The organism is Pantoea sp. X-Soil-YNGN-844, from assembly GCF_059730595.1.
The window spans coordinates 638,459-664,823 of the sequence record NZ_AP036007.1; the positions used below are offsets into that span (position 1 = coordinate 638,459).

The following is a 26,365-nucleotide window of genomic DNA, read 5'->3' on the forward strand; positions in this document are numbered from 1 at the left end:
TCAGCGCCCCAGATAAACGTCGATAACCTGCTCATTAGCCTGCACTTCGCGCAGCGAACCCTCGGCCAGCACCTGCCCCTGATGCAGCACCGTGACATGGTCGGCAATGGTCTCGACAAAGCCCATGTCATGCTCCACGACCATCAGGGAATGTTTACCCGCCAGGCTGCGGAACAGCTCGGCGGTGTAGTCCGTCTCCGCGTCGGTCATGCCCGCCGCCGGTTCATCCAGCAGCAGCAGATGCGGCTCCTGCACCAGCAGCATGCCGATCTCCAGAAACTGCTTCTGGCCGTGTGACAGCAGACCCGCGCGACGCTGGCGTTCGCCACCCAGCCGCAGCAGTTTCAGTACTTCATCAATACGGTCACGCTGTTCGCTGCTGAGGCGCGCGCGCAGGCTGGCCCAGACCGATTTATCGGCTTTGAGCGCGATCTCCAGATTTTCGAACACGGTTAACGCCTCAAACACCGTAGGCTTCTGGAACTTACGGCCAATCCCGGCGCGGGCGATCTCGACGGGTGAGAGACGGGTCAGATCGCTGTCCTGGTCGTAGATCACGCGACCGGCGTCTGGCCGGGTTTTGCCGGTGATCACATCCATCAGCGTGGTTTTCCCCGCGCCGTTGGGGCCGATCACGCAGCGCAGTTCACCGACGCCGATCTGCAGCGAGAGATCGTTCAGCGCCCGGAAGCCGTCAAACGACACGCTGATCTTCTCCAGTTGCAGCACCGGATCGCGCTGCGCCCGGTGGCGATCCGCCAGCTGGGGTTGGGTAAACAGGGCATCACTCATTTTTTCCTCCGGCGCAGCAGGCCAATCACGCCGTGCGGCAGAAACAGCGTGACCAGGATAAACATCAGGCCCAGGAAAAAGAGCCAGTATTCGGGGAAGGCGACGGTGAAGAAGCTACGCGCGCCGTTTACAATCGCCGCGCCCAGCAGCGGGCCAATCAGCGTGCCGCGTCCGCCCAGCGCCACCCAGATCGCCGCTTCTATCGAGTTGGCCGGTGACATCTCCCCCGGATTGATAATGCCGACCTGCGGCACATAGAGCGCCCCGGCCAGGCCGCACAGCACGGCGGAGAGCGTCCAGACAAACAGCTTGAAGCCGCGCGGATCGTAACCACAGAACATCAGACGGTTTTCGGCGTCCCGCACGGCCGTCAGCACCCGGCCAAACTTGCTGCGCGCCAGGGCAAAGCCGATCACCAGACTCAGCAGCAGCAGCAGTACGGTGGCGATAAACAGCCCGATGCGGGTGCCGGTCGCCGTCACCGAAAAGCCGAGCAGGGTGGTAAAGCCGGTAAAGCCGTTGTTGCCGCCAAAACCGGTTTCGTTGCGGAAGAACAGCAGCATCCCGGCGTAGGTCAGCGCCTGGGTCATGATGGAGAAGTAGACGCCTTTGATCTTCGAGCGAAAAGCGAAGAAACCAAACACCAGCGCCAGCAGGCCCGGCACCAGCATGCTCAGACAGAGCGCCCAGGCAAAGTATTCGGTGCCGGTCCAGAACCAGGGCAGCTCACGCCAGGAGAGAAAGGACATAAAGGCGGGCAAGCCTTCACTGGCGGCCTGACGCATCAGGTACATGCCCATGGCATATCCGCCCAGAGCAAAGAACAGGCCGTGACCCAGCGACAGCAATCCGGCGTAGCCCCACACCAGATCGAGCGCCACCGCGACCACCGCATAGCAGAGGATTTTGCCGACCAGCGTCAGGGTATAAGTGGAGATCGCCAGCGGATGCGTGGCGGGCAGCAGCGCCAGAAACGGCATCACCAGTAACGCGAGGGTGATCGCCAGGCCGATGCTGATCGTCAGTCGCGGCGCCGTGCGCACCGCGCGGAGCGTGATGGGTTGCGTCATCAGTCAGTCACCCTTCCTTTAACCGCAAATAGTCCCTGCGGACGTTTCTGAATAAACAGCACGATAATCACCAGAATCAGGATTTTACCCAGCACCGCGCCAATCTGCGGCTCCAGCACTTTGTTCAGAATCCCCAGGCTGAACGCGGCAACCACGGTGCCCGCCAGCTGGCCGACGCCACCCAGCACCACCACCAGGAACGAGTCGATGATGTAGCCCTGACCCAGCTCCGGTCCGACGTTACCGAGCTGCGACAGAGCGACGCCGCCCAGCCCGGCAATGCCGGAGCCGAGGCCAAACGCCAGCATATCGACGCGGCCGGTCGGCACGCCGCAGCACTCTGCCATGGCGCGGTTCTGGGTCACGGCGCGCACGTTCATGCCAAGACGGGTCCGGTTAAGCAGCAGCCAGGTGAGCGCCAGCACAAACCCCACAAACAGGATCACCGCGATGCGGTTCCACGGCAGCACCAGATTAGGCAGCAGCTGTAAGCCACCCGAGAGCCATGACGGATTCGCCACCTCCAGGTTTTGCGCCCCGAACAGCACACGCACCAGCTGGATCAGCATCAGGCTGATGCCCCAGGTCGCGAGCAGCGTCTCCAGCGGACGGCCATAGAGATGGCGGATTACCGTGCGCTCCAGCGCCATGCCAATAGCGGCAGTGACCATAAAGGCAACCGGCAGCGCCAGCAGCGGATACCAGGCTAAGTAGTGCGGGGCAAACTGCTGAAACAGGCTCTGAACCCACCAGGTGGCGTACGCGCCGAGCATCAGCATTTCACCGTGCGCCATGTTGATCACGCCGAGCAGGCCATAGGTAATCGCCAGGCCCAGCGCGGCCAGCAGCAGGATAGAACCCAGTGACAGGCCGCTGAAGGCCTGGCCCAGCAGATCGCCCCACATCAGCCGCTTCTGAATCTGCTGCAGGCTCTCCGCCGCGGCTGCCCGCACCGTGGCGTCCGGTTCATTCGCGGGCTGAGTCAGGCGTTGCAGGCTGGCCTGGGTATTGGGATCGCTGGACTCACCCAGCAGTTTCACCGCCCGCAGGCGCACCATCGGTTCGCCATCCGCCAGTTGCAGATTCGCCAGCGCCAGCGCTAATGCGGCGTGAACGTGGCTATCTTTTTCGGCGGACAGACGCTGTTCCAGTAGCGGCAGCTGGTCTGCAGAACCATCATTCTGCAGCTGCTGCGCCGCGCGCAGACGCAGTGCCGCATCGCTGCTCACCAGCTGATGGGCCGCCAGCGCGTTGTTCACCAGCACGCGCAGGCGATTGTTCATAAACAGCTTTTTAAGGTTGCCGGTGGGCTGTGCCACCGTATCCAGCGGCTGCAGCGTCGAACCCTGCTGGCTGAACGGCTGTTTGTTCTGGTCGATGACCACGGTTTCGGCCTTCAGCGCTTCCAGCAGCGGCAGACGATGGCTGTCAGGCGCGGCGGCCCACTGTTGCAGCAGCGTGGCCTGCTGGCTGCGGCTGGCGGCGGCAAAGTCAGCCGCTGGTCCGGCACTGGCAAACAGCGGGACCAGCAGCAGCAGGCTGAAAAAGCAGCGACATAGAATCATAAAAGGAGCCTCGTTTGGGAAGGTCAGCACGGCAGCCTGAAAAGTGGCTGCCATGCTGCCGCGTCACTGCGGGTGACGCTTTCTCATCAGCAACGCGCGCTTACTGCGCGGTCTTCACCGGGTGATCGGGCTTCTTGTCGTTACCGGCAATATACGGGCTCCATGGCTGCGCACGCACCGGCTTATCGGTCTGCCACACCACGCTGAACTGGCCGTTCTCTTCCACTTCGCCAATCATGACCGGCTTGTGCAGATGATGGTTAGTCTGATCCATGGTCAGGGTAAAGCCATCCGGCGCTTTAAAGGTCTGACCGGCCATTGCCGCCCGCACTTTATCCACGTCCGTCGTGCCCGCTTTTTCCACCGCCTGCGCCCACATATGAATGCCAACATAGGTCGCTTCCATCGGGTCGTTGGTCACGACGGTAGCCGCGTTCGGCAGGTTGTGGGCTTTGGCGTAGGCGCGGTAATCGGCGACGAATTTCGCGTTGGTCGGATTATCGATCGACTCGAAATAGTTCCAGGCCGCTAACTGACCCACCAGCGGTTTGGTGTCGATGCCGCGCAGCTCCTCTTCGCCCACCGAGAAGGCGACCACCGGAATGTCAGTGGCTTTGATGCCCTGGTTAGCCAGCTCTTTGTAGAACGGTACGTTGGAGTCGCCGTTGATGGTCGAAACCACTGCGGTTTTACCGCCTGCCGCGAATTTTTTGATGTTGGAGACAATGGTCTGGTAGTCGCTGTAACCAAACGGCGTGTAGACCTCTTCGATATCTTTGTCTGCCACGCCTTTACTGTGCAGGAAGGCGCGCAGGATCTTATTAGTGGTGCGCGGATAGACATAGTCGGTGCCCAGCAGGAAGAAGCGTTTCGCGCTGCCGCCATCTTCGCTCATCAGGTACTCCACCGCCGGAATCGCCTGCTGGTTAGGTGCCGCGCCGGTGTAGAAGACGTTGGGCGACATCTCTTCCCCTTCGTACTGCACCGGATAGAAAAGCAGGCCGTTCAACTCCTCAAACACGGGCAGTACCGATTTGCGTGACACCGAGGTCCAGCAGCCAAATACCACCGCCGCTTTATCCTGGGTCAGCAGCTGCCGCGCTTTCTCGGCAAACAGCGGCCAGTTAGAGGCGGGATCGACCACCACCGGCTCCAGCTTTTTCCCCAGCACGCCGCCTTTGGCGTTGATCTCATCAATAGTCATCAGCGCTACATCTTTCAGCGGCGTTTCTGAAATCGCCATGGTGCCGGAGAGTGAATGCATGATCCCCACTTTGATGGTGTCAGCCGCCTGCGCACTCCAGGCGAAACCCAGACTGACAACGGTAGCGGAGAGGGCGAAAGCCTTGATCAACGAACGTCTTTTCATCATTTAAACCCCTGAGTGGTTGTTATGTTATTCGGTGAGCTGAAGCCGGGCCTGCTGCAGGCGGTGCAGGGTGATCTTCCTGACCTCCGCCTTACTGATGGCGATATGATCGGTCAGGATGCGTTGCGCCTCGCCTGTCTGCTGCTGAAAAATGGCCTGTAAAATCTGCGCATGTTCCTGATAGGTGGCACAGACGCGGTCGTCGCGGGTAAAGTCGAGCCGGCGAATAATACGGATCTTCTCCGTGAGTTCGGCGTGAATGCGCGCCATCTCCGGATTGCCCGCTGCCGCCACCAGCGTCATGTGAAACGCCTCGTCATGCTGAGACACTACCAGGCCCTCGGTGAGCGCCTCTGCCTCACACCAGAACTGGTTCAGTTCGCTTAACAGCGCGGCACACTGCGGCGCGGGCAGGGCGCAGAGGCGTTTTACCGCCTCGCACTCCAGCACGGTGCGCAGGTCATACAGCGATTCGAACCAGGCAAAATCGAAGTTTTTAATCTGCCAGCCGCTGCGGAACCACACTTCGACAAAGCCTTCGCGCTCCAGCCGGAACAGCGCCTGGCGCACCGGCGTGCGGCTGACTGCCATCCGTCCGGCAATTTCGCTTTCGCTGAACCGGTCACCCGGCATCAGGCGAAAGGCGAAAATATCGGCCTTCAGCGCCTGATAGACCCGTTCGGCCAGCGCTTCCGGGCGCGCTTTAGGGGATTGAGGTTGGGTTGTCATCGGTGCTCCCTATTCCAGCCACAGCAGGTTATCGCCAGGGCTGACCGGTCGGCCCGCCTGACAGGCGATCCGCGTCACCCGACCGGCCTGCGGTGCGACAATCGCCAGCTCCATCTTCATCGCCTCGACGATAATCAGCGTCTGTCCGGCGCTGACCGCGTCGCCCGGCTGTACCAGCACTTTCCAGATGTTGCCATTGAGGTCCGCCTGCACCGCCAGCCCGGCTTCCGCCTCTGCGCTGACGCTGGCCTGCGCCTCATCCGCCTCTGGTGCGTTCTGTTCTTCCTGCGCCCAGAGCTGCACTTCCTGTTCAAAGGCAGTGGCCTGGCGCTGGCGGAACGCGGCAATCTCAGTGGCGTGATCGGCGAGGAACTGCTGGTGGGCAGCAAAATCAAACTGCGTCTCTTCAATACGCAGGCTGGCACGACCTTCCCGGAAATCTTCGCGCAACTGGTTCAGCTCGGTTTCACTCACCGGATAGAAGCGCACCTGATCGAAGAAGCGCAGCAGCCACGGCGCATCGGCCGCGAACTGCGGGTTTTTCAGGAAGGTGTTCCAGATAGGCAGCGTACGGCCCACCAGCTGATAACCGCCGGGCGAATCCATGCCGTAGATGCACATGTACATGCCGCCGATGCCGACGGTGCCTTCGGCGGTAAAGGTGCGCGCCGGACTGTATTTTGAACTCAGCAGGCGATGGCGTGGATCGATCGGCACGGCGCAGGGCGCGCCGAGATAGACATCGCCCAGTCCCAGCACCAGATAGCTGGCGTCGAACAGGGTGTCGCGCACCTGCTCGCGGCTGCTTAAGCCGTTAATACGCTGGATGAAGTCCACATTGTTCGGCAGCCAGGGCGCGCTGGCACGCACCGTCTCCTGATAGCGGCTGACCGCACCCAGCGTGGCGCTGTCTTCAAATGCCATCGGCATCCACACCACGCGCGACGGGACTTTCAGCGAGCTGACATCGCCCAGTGTCGCTTCCAGCGCCAGCAGCAGCGACATCAGGGCGGACTGGTGAATGATGCGGCTGTCGTAGCGCACCTGCAGCGATCGCACGCCTGGCGACAGCTCCTCGACACCAGGCTCCGCCTGTGACGTCAGGGCATTCATCAGCAGGTGGACGCGCAGGCGCAGTGCCAGATCCAGCACGTTGTCGCCATACTCAATCAGCACATATTTGTCGCCCGCCTGGCGATAGACCACTTTTGGCGTGCTGCCGGTAGCTTCAATAGCGGCCAGAATGGTGGCGGAGCCGTGGGCGGTTTCGGCCAGCGACGGCACGGCAAAGGTCGGTGGATGTTCCGGCCGCAGAGTTTCAATCAGGTGCATCTGCGCTTTTTCCCGCGCCAGCGCATCGTCGGCCGTAATCGGGTGGAAGCGGATGGTGTCGCCAGGTTTGACCTGACCCACTTTCCACAGCTCGGCTTTGGCGATGGTCACCGGACAGACAAAGCCGCCCAGGCTCGGGCCGTCGTGCGTCAGGATGACCGGGAAGTCGCCGGTGAAATTGACCGCGCCGATAGCATATTCACAGTCGTGAACGTTGGAAGGGTGCAGGCCCGCTTCGCCGCCGTTGGCGCGGGTCCAGGTCGGTTTCGGGCCAACCAGCCGCACGCCGAGGCGGTTGGAGTTGTAGTGCACCTGCCAGTCGCTGGCAAAAAATTCATCGATGGCGGCCTGGGTGAAGAAGTCTGGTGCGCCGTGCGGACCATAGAGCACGCCGATGCGCCATTCGCTGCCGTAATGCGGGATCAGCGCGGCATCCAGCGGCTGCGGGTCGCTGACCGGGGCAGGCGTGGTGCAGGCTGCCCGTTCAGGCTGTGAGATCGGCAGCATATCGGCCACCCGCAGGGTGCGTCCGGCGTGACCGCCAAACTGGCCCAGTGAGAAGGTGCTGCGACTGCCCAGATATTCCGGCACGTCGAAGCCGTTGCGCACCGCCAGATAGCTGCGGCAGCCCTGCCGGGCGCGTCCCAGTGTCAGTGTCTGTCCGGCTTTCACCGTCAGCGGCTGCCAGGTGCTGACAGGTTCACCATCAAGCGTGGCGTCGCAGTCCGCGCCGGTCAGCGCCAGAATGGCATTACAGTGGAAGCGCAGTGTCGGCCCCTGAAGAGTAAATTCCAGGCCTGCAGCTGTGTCATGGTTACCGACGATGCGGTTAGCCAGCCGGAACGCGAAGTCATCCATCGGGCCGGAAGGCGGCACACCGATATCCCAGTAGCCGAGGCGGCCAGGATAGTCCTGAACCGAACTGAAGGTGCCGGGTTGCAGCACTTCCACCACGGAGGCGGCCGGGACGACGCTGTCGAGATAGCGCGTCCAGACGTTGCCGCTGCGAAAGGCGTCGCTGCTGGTAATCTGGCGCAGATAGTCGAGGTTAGTGGCGATGCCATGCAGCTGCGTGGCATCCAGCGCCTGGTGCAGTTTTTCCAGCGCCGCATCGCGGGTGTTGGCATGGACAATCAGCTTGGCGATCATCGGATCGTAGAAGCTGGAGACCTCACTGCCGGTTTCGATGCCGCTGTCGACCCGCACGCCGTCAGGGAAGGTGACGCCGGTGAGCAGGCCGGGGCTGGGCTGAAAGTTCTTCAGCGGATCTTCCGCATAGAGCCGCACCTCAATGGCCGCGCCCTTGGATGGCTGCTGCAGACGTGACCAGTCCACCGCATCGCCCGCCGCCACCTGCAACATGCACTCCACCAGATCGAGTCCGGTGACGCATTCGGTGACCGGATGCTCCACCTGCAGACGGGTGTTCACTTCCAGAAAGTAAAAGGCCTGCTGGCTGACGTCGTAGATATACTCCACGGTGCCTGCGCTGCGGTAGTTGACCCGCTCGCCGAGCCGCACCGCCGAGGCGAGCAGGGCGTCACGCGTCGCCTGCGACAGCCCGGGTGCAGGCGTCTCTTCTACCACCTTCTGATTGCGGCGCTGCAGGGAGCAGTCGCGTTCCCCCAGTGCCACCACGTTGCCCTTGCCGTCACCAAAAATCTGCACTTCAACGTGGCGGGCGCGATCGATACAGCGCTCCAGAAACACGCCGGCATCACTGAAGAACTGTTCGCCCAGACGGCGCACGCTCTCCCAGGCGCTGGCGAGCGCATCGGCATCTGCGCAGCGCGTCAGGCCAATGCCGCCACCGCCCGCCGTGCTTTTCAGCATCACCGGATAGCCAATGTTATCCGCGGCCTGTAACGCCTCCTCCAGCGAAGCAAGCAGCGGTGTGCCTGGTGTCATCGGGACACCCGCGCTGGCAGCCAGCTCACGGGCGCGGTGTTTCAGACCGAACTCACCAATCTGCTGCGCGGTGGGACCGACAAAGGCGATGCCCGCCGCGTCGCAGGCGTCAGCAAACGGCTGGCTTTCAGAAAGAAAGCCGTAGCCCGGCCAGATCGCCTGCGCGCCGCTCTGCTGCGCCGCCGCCAGAATTTTGTCGATGCGCAGATAGCTGTCGCTGGCTTTGTCGCCGCCCAGCGCGATAGCGATATCCGCCTGCTTGACGTGCTGCGCATTGCGGTCAGCATCGGAATAGACCGCGACGCTTTTCACGCCCAGGCGCTTCAGGGTGCGAATGGCGCGGCAGGCAATCTCGCCTCGGTTGGCAATCAGTACGGTGGTGAACATGATCAGTGACTCCCCTGTGAGGCCAGCCAGTTGCGCCAGCCGCCCGTCTCAGTAATTTCCAGCGCGCTCTTCAGCGCCGAGCTTTCGCAGATAAAGCCTTTCACCACCCGGCCATCAGCCAGCGTCAGGCTGCCGATACCCAGCGGTGCGGGGATCTCCGCCACAAACTCGCCAAAACGCGCGACCGGGATATCCCACAGTTCAACGGTGATCGCAGCGCCCTGTTCGTCACGCATCAGGCCGGGCTTTTTGATCGCGCCCTCCAGCAGGGCGAACAGGCGATAGTGTGGCGCGGTCTGCGTCTCTTCGACCCAGACGGCCTTGCGTTCAGTGAGCTGGAAATTAAGCGGCATGCCGGTCAGATGCGCGCCCACGACCGCCAGCCGGACGTGGTCGGGCGATGCGGGCAGCGAAGTGCGCCGGGCCGGGAAGGGCTGGCCGGTGGCGCCCAGCGGCAGAGCGAGCTGCTGCTGCCAGCGAAGACCAAACTCCGCCAGCGCCCGATCGTGCCAGGCAGGCGCAATCAGCGTGATGCCCGCCGGGAGATCGTCGTTGCGGAACGGGCCGGGCAGCGCCAGCGCAGAGAGGTCGGCAAGATTGGTGAAGTTGGTATAGGTGCCGAAATGCGAGTTGTAGAGAATCGGCTCCTGCTTCATCTCCTCAAGGGTATGGATGGTGGGCGAGGTGGGCACCACCAGCGCATCAAACTGTGCCAGCGTCTGGTGTATCTGGCGCGTCAGCTCGGCCCGCAGATACTCCGCCTTATAAGCATCGACCGCGCTGTATTTCAGGCCGCTGGCGACGATCTCATGCACCACCGGGTCCATCTCCGCCGGACGATCGAGCATTCCGCCCACCGCCGTCGTGCGTTCGGCGACCCAGGCACCGGAATAGAGCTGTTCAGCCAGCTTGCTGAACGGGGTGAAGTCGATCGGGTGCAGCGTTGCGCCGCCCGTCTGTAAAGCCTCCAGCGCCTGATCCCAGGCCGCTTCGGCCGCCGCATCATCAAAAAATTCCGGGTTCAAAGGTACAGCAAAACGGGGATGAACCGGCAGGCTGGCCGGGGCGGTGCGCGGATTCACGCGTGAATAGGCGTCACCGGCATCATAGCCTCCCATGACGCAGGCGACGCTAAACGCATCTTCTGCCGTCAGCGCAAACACCGAAAGGGTGTCGTTGAGGCGACAGGCGGGCACCACGCCGCGCGCAGAGAACCAGCCTTTGGTCGGCTTGAGTCCGACTATATTGTTAAAGCCTGCCGGCACGCGGCCTGAACCGGCAGTATCGGTGCCCAGTGAAAAGGCGACCAGCCCGCGCGCCAGCACGGATGCCGAGCCGGAGCTGGAGCCGCCACTGACATAATCAGCATCAAAGGTGTTACTGACCGCACCATAAGGTGAGCGGGTGCCCACCAGACCGGTCGCGAACTGATCGAGGTTGGTTTTGCCGATGACGACGGCACCAGCGGCTTTCAGCCGGGCAACGGCGACCGCATCTTCGCTGGCGGTATAGGTAAAGGCAGGGCAGGCGGCGCTGGTCGGCCAGCCCGCCACATCGATATTGTCTTTAACGGCAAAGGGCACACCGAACAGCGGTAGTGAGCCGGGATCGCGCTGATAATCCGCCAGCAGTGGCGCAATCTGTGCCGCTAACTGATCCGGTGTCGCGAGGTAGATCCAGGCATTATCACGGGTGTCGAGTGCTGCCAGGTGTTCAGTCAGCAGTGAGGTTATCTGTTGCGGAGCCTGCTGATAGCGCTGCTGCCAGGCAGGAAGTGTCAGGCCGATGGTTGAAGTCATATGAAGAATTCCAGCTGGTATACAAGATGGGATTCAACAGAGCAAAGGGTGTGCCACTTTTTTAACGCAATGATTCAACGGTTTAATGCGTTCAGTGATAAGATTTTCTGATGATAATTTGCACAATGACGGCGCGCACGCTGATCGATGATGGTGCGTTTAGTGTCCGTGTGCGTAAATTTTGTGAAGAACATGGCAAGAGTCCGGTGGCCCGGTTAGCATGAAAGACTGTCTGGCAACTCGCCGGCGCCCAGCAACAGAGGAGATTTACGTGGTGAAGTGGCGTAACTGGATGATAGGGATCTGCCTGGTCGGTTCGGCCAGCAGCGCATGGGCCGATTCGCTGGATCAACAACGGCAACGTTATCAACAAATTAAACAGGCCTGGGACAGCAACCAGATGGCGACCGTGGATCAGTTGTTGCCGACGCTCCAGGATTATCCGCTCTACCCTTATCTGCAATATCGCCTGCTGGCACAGGATCTCGATCAGGAAACCGCCCTGGCCGTGCAGAACTTTATTCGCCAGTATCCGACGCTGCCACCCGCGCGCTCGCTCAGTACCCGCTTTATCAACGTGCTGGCTTACCGTCAGGACTGGCAGGGCGTGCTGAACTTCAGTCCGACCGAACCCAAGCCGGTGCAGGCACGCTGTAACTGGTATTACGCTAAATGGGCCACCGGTCAGCAGCAGGCCGCGTTTGATGGCGCGAAGCAGATCTGGCTGCGCGGCACGGCACTGCCCGCGGACTGCGATAAGCTCTTCTCGGTCTGGCAGGCGTCCGGTCAGGTTTCGCCTATTACCATCCTGGAGCGTATCCGGCTGGCGATGAAAGCGGGCAACGACAGCCTGGTGAGTTATCTGGCGAAAACGTTACCTGCCGACTATCAGACCATGTCTGACGCGATACAGTCCCTGCAGCAGGATCCGTTAACGGTCAGCACCTTTGCCAGCGCCGTCGGGCCAACTGACTTTACCCGGCAGGCCACGATTTACGCCTTTACGCGCGTCGCGCGGCAGGACATGGAAAATGCCCGCAGCCTGATTCCGATTCTGGTCCGGGCGCAGAAGATGGGACCGGAAGATGAGCAGGCGCTGAAAGAGATTGTGGTCTGGCGCATGATGGGCAGCGATCTCACCTCTGAGCAGGCGCGCTGGCGCGATGCGGTGGTGATGAACAGTGAGTCGACCGCGCTGGTGGAACGCCGGGTGCGCCTGGCGCTTTCTCAGCATGACAGACGCGGCCTGAATACCTGGATCGCTCGTTTGCCGCTGGAAGCCAAAGAGAAAGATGAGTGGCAGTACTGGCAGGCTGACCTGCTGTTTGAAAAAGATCGTAAAGAGGAAGCAGAAGAGATCCTGCGCAAGCTGATGCAGGCACGTGGCTTCTATCCGATGGTGGCCGCCCAGCGACTCGGTGTTGACTACCCGTTGCAGGTCGATGAAGCGCCGAAGCCTGACAGTGCCACGGTGCAGGGACCGGAGCTGGCCCGCGTACGCGAACTAATGTACTGGGGGCTGGACAATCTGGCACGCAGCGAGTGGAGCAATCTGATTGCCAGCCGCACCCACACGCAGCAGCAGATGCTGGCGCGTTACGCCAATGAGCAGGACTGGTGGGATCTCAGCGTGCAGGCGACCATCACCGCCAAAATGTGGGACAGCCTGAAAGAGCGCTTCCCGCTGGCGTGGCAGAGCGTCTATGAGCGTAACACCGAGGTCAAACAGATCCCGCCAAGCTATGCGATGGCGATTTCGCGCCAGGAGAGCGCCTGGAACCCGAAAGCGCGTTCGCCGGTCGGGGCCAGCGGTCTGATGCAGATTATGCCTGCCACCGCGGCGCATACCGTAAAGATGTACAACATTCCTGGCTACAGCAATACCAGCCAGCTGCTGGATCCGGAAACCAATATCCAGATCGGCACCCAGTATCTGGAGTATGTCTATCAGCAGTTTAATCAGAACCGGATCTTCGCCTCCGCGGCCTATAACGCCGGTCCGGGCCGGGTGCGAAGCTGGCAGAAAACCAGTGCAGGCAATCTCGACGCCGTCGCGTTTATTGAGACCATTCCGTTCTCTGAAACGCGCGGCTACGTGAAGAATGTGCTGGCGTATGACGCCTACTATCGTCACTTCATGGGCAAGCCTGACAGGATCCTGTCAGATGCTGAGTGGAATCGCCGTTACTAGCTGTGCTAAGCTTCCGTACTCTTTAGCGAGTACGGAAGCCTCTTCATGACCCATTCTGATTCCCCCTCTACCGATGCGCATCCGCCAGAAGATAGCTGGCAACGCTTTGTCGTGCTGATGCAGCAGGCCTTTGCCGATGGTCATGCCTTGCCACTGATGCAACTGATGATGACGCCTGATGAGCGGGAAGCATTCGGCACCCGACTGCGGATTATCGAAGAGTTGATGAACGGCGAAATGAGCCAGCGCGAGCTGAAAAATGAGCTCGGCGTCGGCATCGCGACCATTACCCGCGGCTCTAACAGCCTGAAAGAGGCGCCGCCAGAGCTGAAGCGCTGGCTGGAAGCGCATCTGGGACGTGTCTGATTACTGCTGATAGAGCGGATGGACGAACGGGCAGAGCGCCAGAATCAGTGCCTGATGATAGACACTGGAGCGGCTGAGCAGGCCGTTGGTGAACGCACCGATAGCACCCCCCTGGTGTTTGATATTATCGATGCCGGTTAAGCGCGCCATCTCTTCGCCCAGCTCCCGGCCTTCGCGCAGGCCTGCCAGCACGACTGGCGGCAGGGTAAAACTGGCTGAGCGCGATTCACCGCGCTGCTTCTGGTTCTCCACGACCATCCAGGCAAATGCGGTGTCATCTTCGATGCCTGCCTCAATCGCCACCCAGAACGCCGCTTCAGGCCGGACCTGGCGGGCATTCATGACGCGCTGACGTGCACCTGTTCGCGTTTCCAGATGGGTTAACGGTTGTGCTGCTACGCCGCTATCGACCTCGACCCCTTCAATATGGCAGGATCCCTCGCCGAAAACGTCGCTGAAAGCCTGAGCAATCGCGTGAATCTTCGCTGGGTTGGTTGTGGCTGCGACAACATGGTACATAATTGGTTGAACCCTCAGGTGATTAAGAGCCTGGCCCATCAGGCGATTTTACGGGCTGGTCTGAACCTGAGCAGTGTCACGATCCTCGCGTACTCCGTGTACGCCGGGTTATTCCGCACGCTCCGTGTCCAGACTGCCTGCAACAATGACGCCTGATGGGGCAGGCTCTGAGACGATTTTTGTCGCAGTATAACGGAAACTAACATGCTACAGGTCTATCTTGTTCGTCACGGTGAAACGGTATGGAATGCGGAACGCCGCATTCAGGGACAATCCGACAGTCCGCTGACGGAAAAAGGTGAGCAACAGGCTTATCAGGTGGGTGAGCGCGTCAAACATCTGGGCATCACGCACGTGATTGCCAGCGATCTGGGGCGTACGCGCCGCACCGCGGAGATTATTGCGGACGCCTGCGGATGCGCAGTGACGCTGGATCCGCGGCTGCGTGAGCTGAATATGGGCGTGCTGGAGAAGCGTCCGCTGGATGGCTTAACGGCGGAGGAAGAGCAGTGGCGCGCCACGCTGGTCAACGGCACCGAAGGCGGCCGTATTCCAGAAGGCGAGTCGATGACGGAGATGGCGACGCGCATGCACGCCGCGCTGAATGCCTGCCTCGAACTGCCTGCCGGAAGCCGTCCGCTGCTGGTCAGTCACGGTATGGCGCTGGGATCGCTGGTCAGCACGATTCTCGGTCTGCCCGCGTATGCGGAACGTCGCCTGCGACTGCGTAACTGCTCAATCTCACGTGTCGATTATCAGCAGAGTGCCTGGCTGGCAGAAGGGTGGATTGTGGAGACGGCGGGGGATATTTCCCATCTTGATGCGCCTGCGCTCGACGAGCTGCAACGCTGATGTCGTGAAAGCTGCCGTCCTGAGACGGCAGCCCTGACCTTAGCTGGCGACGGTCTGGCGGCGAATCGGAATCAGGTATTCGCACCGGATCTCGGTCGGTGGCTCGCTACGCTTTTTACCGCCATGAGTATAAAAGCGTTCGATGTCCTGTCCCTGACGACGGGTTAGTCCTAGCGTTGGCATGCAGGTGCCGTAAAGCAGCAGGATAAATTCCTGCAGATTGACGCGCGGGCCATTGTAGGTGAACTGCACGTAATCGCCCGCTTCCAGAATAACACTCTGTCCGGAGTGCAGGTTGACCGCGCTGTCAGCAGGCACCGCCGTGGTGTAAAGAATCTCCTGCTCATCATCTTTGTCCTGACTGGCACGCACCTGATGCAGGCCATACAGCACCGGCGGAACCGTGTCCGTTTCCAGCAGGAACTGCTTCCAGAAGTGAATCCGCATCTCGTCGCGATAGCTGGAGATCTGCTCCAGAATACAGGTGTAGTTCTGAGTTTGTCCTACCAGTACCGTTTCCGGCAGGGTAACGAAAGCCGGTTCCGGCTGCGTCTCATCGTCCAGGCGAATCGGGGGACGTATACCGAATGAGTTCCAGTCGGAAGCACGACGATACCAGGCCGGTGTCTGAGCAAACTGCTTTTTGAATGCGCGAGTAAAAGTCTGCTGTGAATCAAAACGATACTGCAGGGCGATGTCCAGAATCGGGCGACTGGTCAGGCGCAGCGCGACAGCCGCTTTCGACAGACGACGCGCACGGATATAGGCACCTATTGCGTGACCGGTTACGTCCTTGAACATCCTTTGTAAATGCCATTTAGAATAACCGGCTTTCTGGGCAACATTGTCCAGTGAAAGGGGTTGATCCAGATGGCTCTCCAGCCAGACAAGCAAATCGCGAATGATACCGGCTTGGTCCATAAAACATCCTCATACTCTGGTGGTGCAGCTAAACGCATTCGAAGAATATTAGCACTCATTGCTCAAAAGACGTGGGCCGTTTTCCGGGGAAGGTTGTGCTAAATCAGTGCGGGCTTAAACCCGTTTTAGTTTGGTCATTAATTCGTTTGACAGTACATTACATTCTCATCTATTCCATTTGCAATGGTAACTCCATGACAATAACGCGTCTTATGATCGCTGCGCTGACCACGCTGACCTTTTCCAGCCCGCTGCTTGCCGAACAGATTGGCTCTGTTGATACGGTATTCAAGATATTCGGGCCTGACCACAAGATCATTGTTGAAGCATTCGATGACCCGGACGTTAAAAATGTAACCTGTTATATCAGCCGGGCGAAAACCGGCGGTATCAAAGGCGGACTGGGGCTGGCAGAAGATACCTCTGATGCCGCGATTTCCTGCCAGCAGGTAGGTCCGGTCGAACTGAGTGATAAAATTGCGCAGGGCAAAGCGGAGGGAGAGGTCGTCTTCCGCCAGCGCACCTCTTTAATCTTCAAGAAGCTGCAGGTTGTACGCTTCTTCGACAAAAAGCGCAACGCTCTGGTCTATCTGACCTATTCCGATAAAGTGGTTGATGGCTCACCGAAAAATGCGCTCAGCGCCGTGCCGATTATGCCGTGGCACTGATTAAACTGCGGTATTGAGCATAAAAAAAACGCCCGCTGGGGCGTTTTTTATTTATCGCATCTGACAGCGGATTAATCCTGCAGATCGCCACAAAAGCGATAACCTTCACCATGGATGGTGGCGATGATCTCAGGCGTGTCTGGCGTGGATTCGAAATGCTTGCGGATACGACGGATGGTGACATCAACGGTGCGATCGTGCGGCTTAAGGTCGCGGCCGGTCATTTTTTTCAGCAGGTCGGCACGGGTCTGAATTTTGCCTGGGTTTTCGCAGAAGTGCAGCATGGCGCGGAACTCACTGCGTGGCAATTTGTAGTGCTCGCCGTTCGGGTTGATCAGTGAGCGGCTGTTGATATCCAGCTCCCAACCGTTAAATTTATAACTCTCTACCTGACGGCGCTCTTCGCCTGGCATCGCCAGGTTCATGGTGCGTGACAGCAGGTTGCGGGCACGAATAGTCAGCTCACGCGGGTTAAACGGTTTGGTGATGTAGTCGTCAGCGCCAATTTCCAGACCAAGAATTTTATCGACTTCGTTGTCACGGCCGGTCAGGAACATCAGGGCGACATTGGCCTGCTCACGCAGTTCACGGGCCAGCAGCAGGCCGTTTTTACCGGGCAGGTTGATGTCCATAATAACCAGGTTAACGTCATTGTCGGTCAGCACCTGATGCATTTCAGCACCATCAGTCGCCTCGTACACCACATAACCTTCCGCCTCAAAAATGCTCTTGAGGGTATTACGCGTGACCAGTTCGTCTTCAACGATAAGAATGTGCGGGGTCTGCATGTTTAGCTACCTAAAATTTGCCAACAAATTGAAAACAGGGCGTACAGCGGTATGGCGTTCTCCATCATCGAGAGCGGCGGGCCGCGCTGAACCGTTGTACGAAATCATATTTTGATAAGCCATCTATCAACGTCAACAACAGGTTTAGCTCAGCCAGTCAGGATGAAAATTGCATGCCCCGGGCGTTAATGATAATGGCGCATATCCTAACTGTATTAACAGCAACCTAACAGCACCAACTACAACCGATAAGCATAAAAACAACGCTTCGTTGACTTATATCAAATGCAATTGTAGCACGTTAACACTTTTGTGAAAAACTTCTCGCAGATTGCCTGTTTAGCTCACAAAAAGCATCATTTTCGTTACATTTATTACGCTTGTGACCCAAAATGAAACCATTGGGTAATCAAATTTTATCTCTTTGAAGTTAAATAGATTAATAATGATTTCTTTAATAAGGCTGGTTTCGGCGATAAAAATATTCAGGACATCAATTTTCAGTGGTTTTAACATTGTTAACGCCCGATTTTCTTATTACCTTCTGACAACTGAATCAATAACAGCCATGTTAATATGGCGTTATGTAAATGGACCAATGGAATAAATATGCTTTTTCCCCTGATTCTCGTCTCGCCCGCGCGGCCAGAAAATATCGGCGCTGCGGCGCGTGCCATGAAAACCATGGGATTCAGCCAGCTGCGCATCGTTGCCAGCGACGCCTGGCAGGATCCGGCAGCGCGCCGGGTAGCCCATGGCGCGGATGAGATCCTCGATAATCTTCAGACCTTTGCTACTCTTGCCGAGGCATTAGCGGATATCGATTTTTCGGTCGCGACGACGGCGCGCAGCCGGGCAAAGTTCCGTTACTACGCCACACCTGAGCAGGTTGAAACGCAACTGCTGGAAAAGCGTCAGTGGGTCAACAGCATGGCGCTGGTGTTTGGCCGCGAAGATAGCGGGCTGACCAACGAGGAGCTGGAGCAGGTTGATCTGCTCACCGGCATCCCGATGGCAAATGACTATCCCTCCCTGAATCTCGGTCAGGCGGTGATGGTCTACTGCTATCAGCTGTCGAAGCTGAATCAGGTTGAAGCGCGGGTCGCGTCAGCCGCCGACGGGCAGCAGCTGCAGGCGCTGCGTCAGCGTTTCCATCAGCTGCTGGCGCAACTCGATGTCAGTGACGATGAGAAGCTCTCAGACTGGATCGATCAGCGAGTGGGTCTGCTGGAACAGCGTGACAGCGCGATGCTGCATCGTCTGCTACACGATATTGAAAAAAAACTCACAGATAAATCCTCGGCAAAAAGCTGATTTTACAGCAACAGATCGCAGGGAATGTCTGCATTGCAAACGATCGAGCAGCGTTTTACGGTTTGACCGGAGGCTGTGCGCAGTGGTGGAAAACTGTTCGCCGGACAAATCGGGTTGACTTAATGTGCGCTTTGCTTTACTTCTGGAAGCAAGACGGACAGACAAAAACAGACAGAAAATAAATCTAAATGCGTAAAATCAGCCTGAACACCACAATTATTACCACCACCATTACCTCAGGTAACGGTGCGGGCTGACGCATACAGGAAAAACAGAAAACAAGCCCGCACCTAAACAGTGCGGGCTTTTTTTTCGGCTTAAATTCAGGAGAGTTAATATTATGCGAGTGCTGAAATTCGGCGGGACCTCGGTAGCGAATGCGGAGCGTTTCCTCCGCGTCGCTGACATTCTGGAAAGCAATGCGCAACAAGGACAGGTTGCAACCGTGCTCTCTGCACCTGCGAAGATCACCAACCATCTGGTGGCGATGATTGAAAAAACCATCAGTGGTCAGGACGCTTTGCCGAATATCAGCGACGCCGAACGCATCTTCAGCGAGCTGCTGCAGGGGCTCGTAGCCGCGCAGCCGGGCTTTGAGTTTGATCGACTGAAAACCCGCGTTGATCTGGAGTTTGCGCAGCTGAAACAGGTACTGCACGGCATCAGCCTGCTGGGCCAGTGCCCGGACAGCGTCAACGCAGCGATTATCTGTCGTGGTGAAAAACTCTCGATTGCAATCATGGAGGCGCTGCTGCAGGCGCGCGGTCATGAGGTGAGCGTGATTGATCCGGTCGAGAAATTGCTGGCGGTCGGCCACTACCTCGAATCCACTGTCGATATCCCTGAATCAACCCGCCGTATCGAGGCGAGTCAAATCCCGCCGCAGAACATGATCCTGATGGCTGGCTTTACCGCCGGTAACGAGCGCGGCGAGCTGGTGGTGCTGGGCCGTAATGGCTCCGATTATTCAGCGGCTGTGCTGGCCGCCTGCCTGCGCGCCGACTGCTGTGAAATCTGGACCGATGTGGATGGCGTCTATACCTGCGATCCGCGTCAGGTGCCGGATGCACGCCTGCTGAAGTCAATGTCCTATCAGGAGGCGATGGAGCTCTCCTATTTCGGCGCCAAAGTGCTGCATCCCCGCACCATCGCGCCTATCGCCCAGTTCCAGATCCCGTGCCTCATCAAAAACACCGCCAATCCGCAGGCGCCCGGCACGCTGATTGGTGCTGAAGGCGAACAGGATGAGAGCCCGGTAAAAGGCATCACCAACCTGAACAATATGGCGATGGTAAACGTCTCCGGTCCCGGCATGAAAGGGATGGTCGGGATGGCGGCCAGAGTCTTTGCGGCGATGTCGCGCACCGGTATCTCGGTGGTGCTGATCACTCAATCCTCTTCCGAATACAGCATCAGTTTCTGCGTGCCGCAGAGCGAGCTGGCGCGGGCGCGTCACGTGCTGGAAGAAGAGTTCTATCTTGAGCTGAAAGATGGCCTGCTGGATCCGCTGGGTATCATTGAAAACCTGGCGGTGATTTCGGTGGTGGGCGATGGCATGCGTACCCTGCGTGGCATCTCAGCGAAATTCTTCTCGGCGCTGGCACGCGCCAATATCAACATCGTGGCGATTGCACAGGGCTCCTCGGAGCGCTCCATCTCGGTGGTGGTAAATAATGACGAAGTGATCACCGGCGTGCGCGTGGTGCATCAGATGCTGTTCGCCACCGATCAGGTGATCGAAGTGTTTGTGGTCGGTGTCGGCGGTGTCGGCGGAGCGCTGCTGGATCAGTTACATCGCCAGCAGGCGTGGCTGAAGCAGAAGCACATCGACCTGCGGGTCTGCGGCATTGCGAACTCGCATGCGCTGTTAACAAACGTCCACGGCATTGATTTAAGCAACTGGCAGGCGGCACTCGCCGAAGCGAAAGAGCCGTTCAATCTCGGACGCCTGACCCGTCTGGTGAAAGAGTATCACCTGCTTAATCCGGTCATTGTGGATTGTACCTCCAGCCAGGCCGTTGCCGATCAGTACGCGGATTTCCTCAGCGAGGGCTTCCACGTGGTGACGCCGAACAAAAAGGCCAACACCTCCTCCTGGAATTACTATCAGCAGATGCGCGCCGCCGCCGCCAAATCGCGTCGTAAATTCCTTTATGATACCAATGTCGGGGCCGGGCTGCCGGTGATCGAAAACCTGCAGAACCTGATGAACGCGGGTGATGAACTGCTGCGCTTCTCCGGTATCCTTTCGGGATCGCTGTCGTTCATCTTCGGCAAGCTGGATGAAGGGGTTTCGCTGTCGCAGGCAACGAACATGGCGCGTGAGATGGGCTTTACCGAGCCCGATCCACGTGACGATCTCGCTGGCACCGATGTGGCGCGTAAGCTGCTGATTCTGGCACGCGAAGCAGGCCATCAGCTGGAGCTGAGTGATATTGAGATTGAGCCGCTGCTGCCCGCCAGCCTGGTCGACATTCAGGATGTGGAGCAGTTTATGCAGCGTCTGCCTGAGCTGGATAACGCCTTTGCCGACCGCGTTGCACAGGCGCAGAATGAGGGCAAAGTCCTGCGCTATGTGGGCGTGATTGAAGAGGGCGGTGTCTGCAAAGTGAAGATTGACGCCGTTGACGGCAACGATCCGCTCTATAAAGTAAAAAACGGCGAGAACGCCCTGGCGTTTTACAGCCGCTACTATCAGCCGATTCCGCTGGTGCTGCGCGGATACGGTGCAGGAAATGATGTCACAGCGGCCGGTGTCTTTGCCGATCTGCTGCGCACGCTGTCATGGAAGTTGGGAGTTTAATCATGGTAAAAATTTACGCACCGGCCTCGATTGGTAACGTCAGCGTCGGGTTCGATGTGCTGGGCGCGGCGGTTTCGCCGGTAGATGGCTCCCTGCTGGGTGACTGCGTCTCCGTGGAAGCGGCAGAGCAGTTTTCACTGACCAACGCCGGACGTTTTGTCAGTAAACTGCCCGCCGATCCTAAAGAAAATATCGTTTATCAGTGCTGGCAGCGTTTCTGCGAGGCGATTGGCAAAGAGATCCCGGTGGCGATGACCCTGGAGAAGAATATGCCCATCGGCTCCGGTCTGGGCTCCAGCGCCTGTTCAGTAGTAGCCGGTTTAATGGCGATGAATGAGTTTTGCGGTAAGCCACTCAGCGACAGCACGCTACTGACGCTGATGGGTGAGCTGGAAGGGCGGATCTCCGGCAGCGTACATTATGATAATGTCGCTCCCTGCTTCCTCGGCGGCATTCAGCTAATGCTGCAGGAGAATGACATCATCAGCCAGGCGGTGCCAGGCTTTGACGACTGGCTGTGGGTGATGGCCTATCCGGGCATTAAAGTGTCGACTGCCGAAGCGCGCGCCATTTTACCGGCGCAGTACCGCAAAGAGGACTGTATTAAGCATGGCCGCCTGCTGGCCGGCTTCATTCACGCCTGCCATACGCGTCAGCCGCAGCTGGCAGCTAAACTTATGCAGGATGTGATTGCCGAACCCTACCGGACCCGGCTGTTGCCAGGCTTCGCCGAGGCGCGGCAGGCCGCGAAAGAGATTGGCGCACTGGCGTGCGGTATCTCCGGCTCTGGTCCGACACTTTTCGCCGTTTGCAATCAGATGGAAACGGCACAGCGGATGGCTGACTGGCTGAGCCAGCACTATCTGCAGAATGATGAAGGCTTCGTCCATATCTGCCGTCTCGACACGGCTGGCGCACGACAATTGGGATAACGCATGAAACTCTACAATCTTAAGGATCACAACGAGCAGGTCAGCTTCGCCCAGGCGGTGAAACAGGGTCTGGGATCGCAGCAGGGTCTGTTCTTTCCGCTGGAACTGCCAGAGTTTGAACTGACCGACATCGACGCGATGCTGGAGATGGATTTTGTCAGCCGCAGCAGCAAAATTCTCTCGGCTTTCATTGGCGACGAGATTCCGGCCCATCAGCTGCATGAGCGTGTTAAAGCCGCTTTTGCCTTCCCGGCCCCGGTGAAAGCCGTCAGCGAAGATATCGCCTGTCTGGAGCTGTTCCACGGTCCGACGCTGGCGTTTAAAGACTTTGGCGGCCGTTTTATGGCGCAGATGTTGTCGTATGTCTCAGGCTCCGATGAGCAGATCACCATTCTGACCGCCACCTCCGGTGATACCGGCGCGGCCGTGGCGCATGCGTTCTACGGCATGAAGAACGTGCGCGTGGTGATCCTTTATCCGCAGGGCAAAATCAGTCCGCTGCAGGAGAAACTCTTCTGTACCCTGGGCGGCAACATCGAAACCATCGCTATCGACGGCGATTTTGATGCCTGTCAGTCGCTGGTGAAACAGGCGTTTGATGATGAAGAGCTGAAAAAGACGATTGGTCTGAACTCGGCAAACTCCATCAACATCAGCCGCCTGCTGGCGCAGATCTGCTACTACTTTGAAGCAGTCGCGCAGCTGCCGCAGGAAAAACGTAATCAGCTGGTGGTCTCCGTGCCGAGCGGCAACTTTGGTGATTTGACCGCCGGTCTGCTGGCGAAATCGCTGGGCCTGCCGATCAAGCGCTTTATCGCGGCCACCAACGCCAATGACACGGTGCCGCGCTTCCTTGGCAATGGCGAATGGCAGCCTAATCTGACGGTCTCTACGCTGTCGAATGCGATGGACGTCAGCCAGCCGAATAACTGGCCGCGTGTGGAAGAGCTGTTCCGCCGTAAAACCTGGCGCTTAACCGATCTCGCCTGTGGTGCGGTCTCTGATGAGACTACGCGCACCGCAATGCGTGAACTGGCTGAGATTGGCTACGTTTCCGAGCCACATGCCGCTATCGCCTGGCGTCTGCTGCGCGATCAGCTGCAGGAAGGGGAATATGGTGTGTTCCTTGGGACTGCGCACCCTGCGAAATTCCGCGAAAGCGTGGAAGCGATCCTTGAACAGACACTGACGCTGCCGCCGGAGTTAGCGGAGCGCGCCGACCTGCCGCTCCTGTCGCACGAGATGAAGGTGGACTTCGCCTCACTGCGTGCGTTCCTGCTGAAGTAGTGCTGTGAATGGCTTCCCGGTGACGGGAAGCCCATTTGCAGAGAGTACACTACGCGCGCGGGGTATTACTGCTCCGCGCGCTTAAAGACCAGTTCGCTTTCGCTGCTGCTGGCCGCATCAAAACCATAGCCATCCAGATCAAACGCCTTAAGCTGCTCCGGCTTTGTCAGGCGCTGCTGAATCACATAACGGCTCATTAATCCACGCGCCTTTTTGGCGTAGAAGCTAATCACTTTATAGCTGCCATTCTTCTCGTCGAGAAATACCGGCTTAATCATTTGTGCCTTCAGCGTCTTCGGCTTAACGGCTCTGAAATATTCGTCCGAGGCGAGGTTAATCAGTATCTCATCACCCTGTTCCGCCAGCGCGGCATTCAGCGTTTCAGTGATGAGATCGCCCCAGAAGGTGTAGAGATCTTTGCCCGCCGGATTCGCCAGGCGAATCCCCATCTCCAGCCGGTAAGGCTGCATGAGATCGAGCGGACGCAACACGCCATACAGGCCTGACAGCATGCGCAGGTGCTGCTGAGCAAAGCTGAAATCCTCATCGCTGAAGGTTTCGGCCTGCAGACCCGTGTAGACATCACCTTTGAACGCCAGAATGGCCTGACGGGCATTCTGCGGAGAAAAATCGGGTTGCCAGCTGTTAAACCGTTCGGCATTGAGGTGCGCCAGTTTGTCGCTGATACCCATTAACGAGGCGATGCTGGCGGGTGACAGCTCGCGCGCAATCTCAATCAGCTGTTGTGATTTTTCTAACAGCGCAGGCTGGGTAAAACGCGTGGTCGCCAGCGGGCTTTCATAATCGAGCGTCTTGGCAGGAGAGATCACCATCAACATTGTTGCTTCCTCGGTTAATGCCTGGTTTAACAGGGCATTGGCTGCTTATCAGGCTCTGCAGTGTACCAAAAAAGCCGCAAAGAATGACGAATCACACCTATTTGTTCGCGCTATCGTAAACGGCATTCCCTGACCTTGCGCGACCGTTGGCGCGTGATATTATCCCAACAGCCTTTTTTCACACTGACAGTTAACTAAGAGAAAAGAACATGACGGACAAACTTACCTCCCTGCGCCAGCTCACCACCGTCGTCGCCGACACCGGTGATATCGCAGCTATGAAGCTGTATCAGCCGCAGGACGCTACCACCAACCCTTCTCTGATTCTTAACGCCGCACAAATACCTGAATACCGTAAACTGATCGATGAAGCGATCGGCTGGGCGCGTGAGCAGAGCAGCAACAAAGAAGAGCAGCTGCAGCTGGTTTCTGACAAGCTGGCCGTGAACATTGGTCTGGAAATTCTGAAACTGATCCCAGGCCGTATCTCGACTGAAGTCGATGCGCGTCTCTCTTACGACACTGAAGGCAGCATCGCGAAAGCGCGCAGCCTGATCAAACTCTACAATGATGCCGGTATCAGCAATGACCGCATCCTGATCAAACTGGCCTCTACCTGGCAGGGCATCCGTGCTGCAGAGCAGCTGGAAAAAGAGGGCATCAACTGTAACCTGACCCTGCTGTTCTCCTTTGCTCAGGCGCGTGCCTGTGCCGAAGCGGGCGTGTTCCTGATCTCTCCGTTCGTTGGCCGTATCCTCGACTGGTACAAAGCTAACACCGACAAGAAAGAGTATGCCGCGCACGAAGATCCAGGTGTGGTTTCAGTCTCTGAAATCTATAACTACTACAAGCAGCACGGCTATGAAACCGTGGTGATGGGCGCGAGCTTCCGTAACGTCGGTGAAATCATTGAGCTGGCTGGCTGTGACCGTCTGACTATTTCGCCTGCGCTGCTGAAAGAGCTGGCAGAGAGCGAAGGCACCCTGGAGCGTAAACTGAGCTACAGCGGTGAAGTGAAAGCGCGTCCGGCCCGCATGACTGAGTCTGAGTTCCTGTGGCAGCACAACCAGGATCCAATGGCGGTGGCTAAGCTGGCAGAAGGGATCCGCAACTTTGCCGTTGATCAGGGCAAACTTGAGAAGATGCTGGCAGAACTGCTGTAATCTGCTGACCGTGGCGGCGCAGGCTGCCACGGTTTTCTCTTTTCCGACCCTTTCACTTTATATTATCCTTTCTGCTATTCCCCGTTTACTCCACCGCACCGCGGTAAATCACAGCGAAGCTCATCATGAATACATTACGCATTGGCCTGATCTCGGTCTCCGATCGCGCCGCGAACGGCATCTATCAGGATCAGGGGATCCCCGCGCTGGAGAGCTGGCTTGGCAGCGCAATCAGCAGCCCGTTTGAGATTGAGTCCCGGCTGGTACCGGACGAGCAGCCGATGATTGAGCACGCCATTTGCGAGCTGGTCGATGAACGCTTTTGCCATCTGGTGTTAACCACCGGCGGCACCGGTCCGGCCCGACGCGATGTCACGCCCGATGCCACCTTAGCCGTGGCCGATCGGGAAATGCCCGGCTTTGGCGAGCAGATGCGCCAGATCAGCCTGCAGTTCGTGCCGACCGCGATTCTGTCGCGTCAGGTTGGGGTAATCCGCAAACAGTCGCTTATCCTCAATCTGCCCGGTCAGCCGAAGTCGATCAAAGAGACGCTGGAAGGGCTGAAAGATGAGCAGGGTAAGGTAAAAGTTCACGGTATCTTTGCTTCTGTACCTTATTGTTTACAGCTGCTGGAAGGACCTTACGTTGAAACGCATCCCGACGTGGTAGCAGCATTTCGGCCTAAAAGCGCCATTCGTGAGATAAATAACTAAATATTCCGCATTTCAGGCATAAGCTATAGTCCTGCTGGTGTGGCAAAAGATTGACGAT

The 26,365-nt window shown here is 58.3% G+C and carries 22 protein-coding genes and 1 other annotated feature; of the genes, 11 read left to right on the plus strand and 11 right to left on the minus strand.

What is annotated here, in order from left to right; genetic code table 11:
• The 7 genes from urtD to atzF all read right to left on the minus strand — a co-directional run bounded on the left by urtD (position 1) and on the right by atzF (position 10,951).
• The gene (urtD, locus tag AC6I8C_RS02805; protein ID WP_497821555.1) at positions 1–792 is read right to left on the minus strand and encodes an urea ABC transporter ATP-binding protein UrtD; all 792 of its coding nucleotides are present in this window, start codon (positions 790–792) and stop codon (positions 1–3) included.
• Complete coding sequence (urtC, locus tag AC6I8C_RS02810; protein ID WP_497821556.1) at positions 789–1,862, minus strand: urea ABC transporter permease subunit UrtC; 1,074 nt, start codon at positions 1,860–1,862, stop codon at positions 789–791. Before urtC ends, urtD begins: the two co-directional genes overlap by 4 nt.
• The gene (urtB, locus tag AC6I8C_RS02815; RefSeq protein WP_497823300.1) at positions 1,862–3,427 is read right to left on the minus strand and encodes an urea ABC transporter permease subunit UrtB; all 1,566 of its coding nucleotides are present in this window, start codon (positions 3,425–3,427) and stop codon (positions 1,862–1,864) included. Before urtB ends, urtC begins: the two co-directional genes overlap by 1 nt.
• A 100-nt stretch (positions 3,428–3,527) precedes the next feature.
• Positions 3,528–4,796, minus strand: a complete 1,269-nt coding sequence (urtA, locus tag AC6I8C_RS02820; protein ID WP_275220682.1) for an urea ABC transporter substrate-binding protein — start codon at positions 4,794–4,796, stop codon at positions 3,528–3,530.
• Positions 4,797–4,823: 27 nt separating this feature from the next.
• Positions 4,824–5,525: a GntR family transcriptional regulator gene (locus tag AC6I8C_RS02825; RefSeq protein ID WP_497821557.1), complete on the minus strand. Its 702-nt coding sequence runs from the start codon at positions 5,523–5,525 to the stop codon at positions 4,824–4,826.
• A gap of 9 nt (positions 5,526–5,534) precedes the next feature.
• Positions 5,535–9,152, minus strand: coding sequence for an urea carboxylase (uca, locus tag AC6I8C_RS02830; protein ID WP_497821558.1), 3,618 nt, complete (start codon positions 9,150–9,152; stop codon positions 5,535–5,537).
• Between the two features lie 2 nt (positions 9,153–9,154).
• Positions 9,155–10,951 (minus strand): allophanate hydrolase, encoded by a 1,797-nt coding sequence (atzF, locus tag AC6I8C_RS02835; RefSeq protein ID WP_497821559.1) that lies wholly within the window; start codon positions 10,949–10,951, stop codon positions 9,155–9,157.
• A gap of 271 nt (positions 10,952–11,222) precedes the next feature.
• On the opposite strand from atzF, the gene sltY reads away from it, so the two are divergent.
• Together sltY and trpR are read left to right on the plus strand one after the other, a co-directional pair.
• The gene (gene sltY, locus AC6I8C_RS02840) at positions 11,223–13,142 is read left to right on the plus strand and encodes a murein transglycosylase (RefSeq protein ID WP_110331334.1); all 1,920 of its coding nucleotides are present in this window, start codon (positions 11,223–11,225) and stop codon (positions 13,140–13,142) included.
• Between the two features lie 45 nt (positions 13,143–13,187).
• Positions 13,188–13,508 carry a trp operon repressor gene (gene trpR, locus AC6I8C_RS02845; protein ID WP_135910161.1) on the plus strand — a complete coding sequence of 107 codons (321 nt, stop codon included), beginning with the start codon at positions 13,188–13,190 and terminating at the stop codon, positions 13,506–13,508.
• Here the strand turns inward: trpR and yjjX are convergent, their stop codons facing one another.
• Positions 13,509–14,027, minus strand: coding sequence for an inosine/xanthosine triphosphatase (gene yjjX / locus AC6I8C_RS02850; RefSeq protein ID WP_013356706.1), 519 nt, complete (start codon positions 14,025–14,027; stop codon positions 13,509–13,511).
• A gap of 204 nt (positions 14,028–14,231) precedes the next feature.
• On the opposite strand from yjjX, the gene gpmB reads away from it, so the two are divergent.
• Positions 14,232–14,879 (plus strand): 2,3-diphosphoglycerate-dependent phosphoglycerate mutase GpmB, encoded by a 648-nt coding sequence (gpmB, locus tag AC6I8C_RS02855; protein ID WP_033731471.1) that lies wholly within the window; start codon positions 14,232–14,234, stop codon positions 14,877–14,879.
• Between the two features lie 39 nt (positions 14,880–14,918).
• Here gpmB and robA read toward each other — a convergent pair whose 3' ends face one another.
• The gene (gene robA / locus AC6I8C_RS02860; protein WP_497821560.1) at positions 14,919–15,800 is read right to left on the minus strand and encodes an MDR efflux pump AcrAB transcriptional activator RobA; all 882 of its coding nucleotides are present in this window, start codon (positions 15,798–15,800) and stop codon (positions 14,919–14,921) included.
• A gap of 194 nt (positions 15,801–15,994) precedes the next feature.
• Between robA and creA the strand changes: the two genes are divergently transcribed.
• Entirely contained in the window at positions 15,995–16,468 is a 474-nt protein-coding gene (gene creA, locus AC6I8C_RS02865; RefSeq protein WP_033731476.1) for a protein CreA, read from the plus strand.
• A gap of 71 nt (positions 16,469–16,539) precedes the next feature.
• On the opposite strand, the gene arcA is transcribed toward creA, so the two are convergent.
• On the minus strand, positions 16,540–17,256 hold the full coding sequence (gene arcA / locus AC6I8C_RS02870; RefSeq protein WP_010253677.1) for a two-component system response regulator ArcA: 717 nt from the start codon (positions 17,254–17,256) through the stop codon (positions 16,540–16,542).
• A 609-nt stretch (positions 17,257–17,865) separates the two neighbouring features.
• Here arcA and AC6I8C_RS02875 point away from each other — a divergent pair.
• From AC6I8C_RS02875 to thrC, 5 genes are all read left to right on the plus strand, one after another.
• The gene (locus AC6I8C_RS02875; RefSeq protein WP_497821561.1) at positions 17,866–18,570 is read left to right on the plus strand and encodes a tRNA/rRNA methyltransferase; all 705 of its coding nucleotides are present in this window, start codon (positions 17,866–17,868) and stop codon (positions 18,568–18,570) included.
• 188 nt (positions 18,571–18,758) lie between these two features.
• Positions 18,759–18,827, plus strand: a complete 69-nt coding sequence (thrL, locus tag AC6I8C_RS02880; protein ID WP_071822204.1) for a thr operon leader peptide — start codon at positions 18,759–18,761, stop codon at positions 18,825–18,827.
• Positions 18,766–18,884 (plus strand) — a sequence feature (Thr leader region). Its footprint overlaps the gene before it by 62 nt.
• 26 nt (positions 18,885–18,910) lie before the next feature.
• Positions 18,911–21,373 (plus strand): bifunctional aspartate kinase/homoserine dehydrogenase I, encoded by a 2,463-nt coding sequence (thrA, locus tag AC6I8C_RS02885; RefSeq protein ID WP_497821562.1) that lies wholly within the window; start codon positions 18,911–18,913, stop codon positions 21,371–21,373.
• 2 nt (positions 21,374–21,375) lie between these two features.
• A complete protein-coding gene (gene thrB, locus AC6I8C_RS02890; protein ID WP_013356712.1) occupies positions 21,376–22,305 on the plus strand; it encodes a homoserine kinase in 930 nt (309 codons plus the stop codon).
• A gap of 3 nt (positions 22,306–22,308) precedes the next feature.
• Entirely contained in the window at positions 22,309–23,592 is a 1,284-nt protein-coding gene (gene thrC, locus AC6I8C_RS02895) for a threonine synthase (protein WP_497821563.1), read from the plus strand.
• 65 nt (positions 23,593–23,657) lie between these two features.
• On the opposite strand, the gene yaaA is transcribed toward thrC, so the two are convergent.
• On the minus strand, positions 23,658–24,431 hold the full coding sequence (yaaA, locus tag AC6I8C_RS02900) for a peroxide stress protein YaaA (protein ID WP_497821564.1): 774 nt from the start codon (positions 24,429–24,431) through the stop codon (positions 23,658–23,660).
• A 209-nt stretch (positions 24,432–24,640) separates the two neighbouring features.
• Here yaaA and tal point away from each other — a divergent pair, with 209 nt between their 5' ends.
• Together tal and mog are read left to right on the plus strand one after the other, a co-directional pair.
• Complete coding sequence (tal, locus tag AC6I8C_RS02905; RefSeq protein ID WP_013356716.1) at positions 24,641–25,594, plus strand: transaldolase; 954 nt, start codon at positions 24,641–24,643, stop codon at positions 25,592–25,594.
• A gap of 125 nt (positions 25,595–25,719) precedes the next feature.
• Positions 25,720–26,307: a molybdopterin adenylyltransferase gene (gene mog / locus AC6I8C_RS02910; protein WP_033731492.1), complete on the plus strand. Its 588-nt coding sequence runs from the start codon at positions 25,720–25,722 to the stop codon at positions 26,305–26,307.
• Positions 26,308–26,365: the final 58 nt, after the last annotated feature.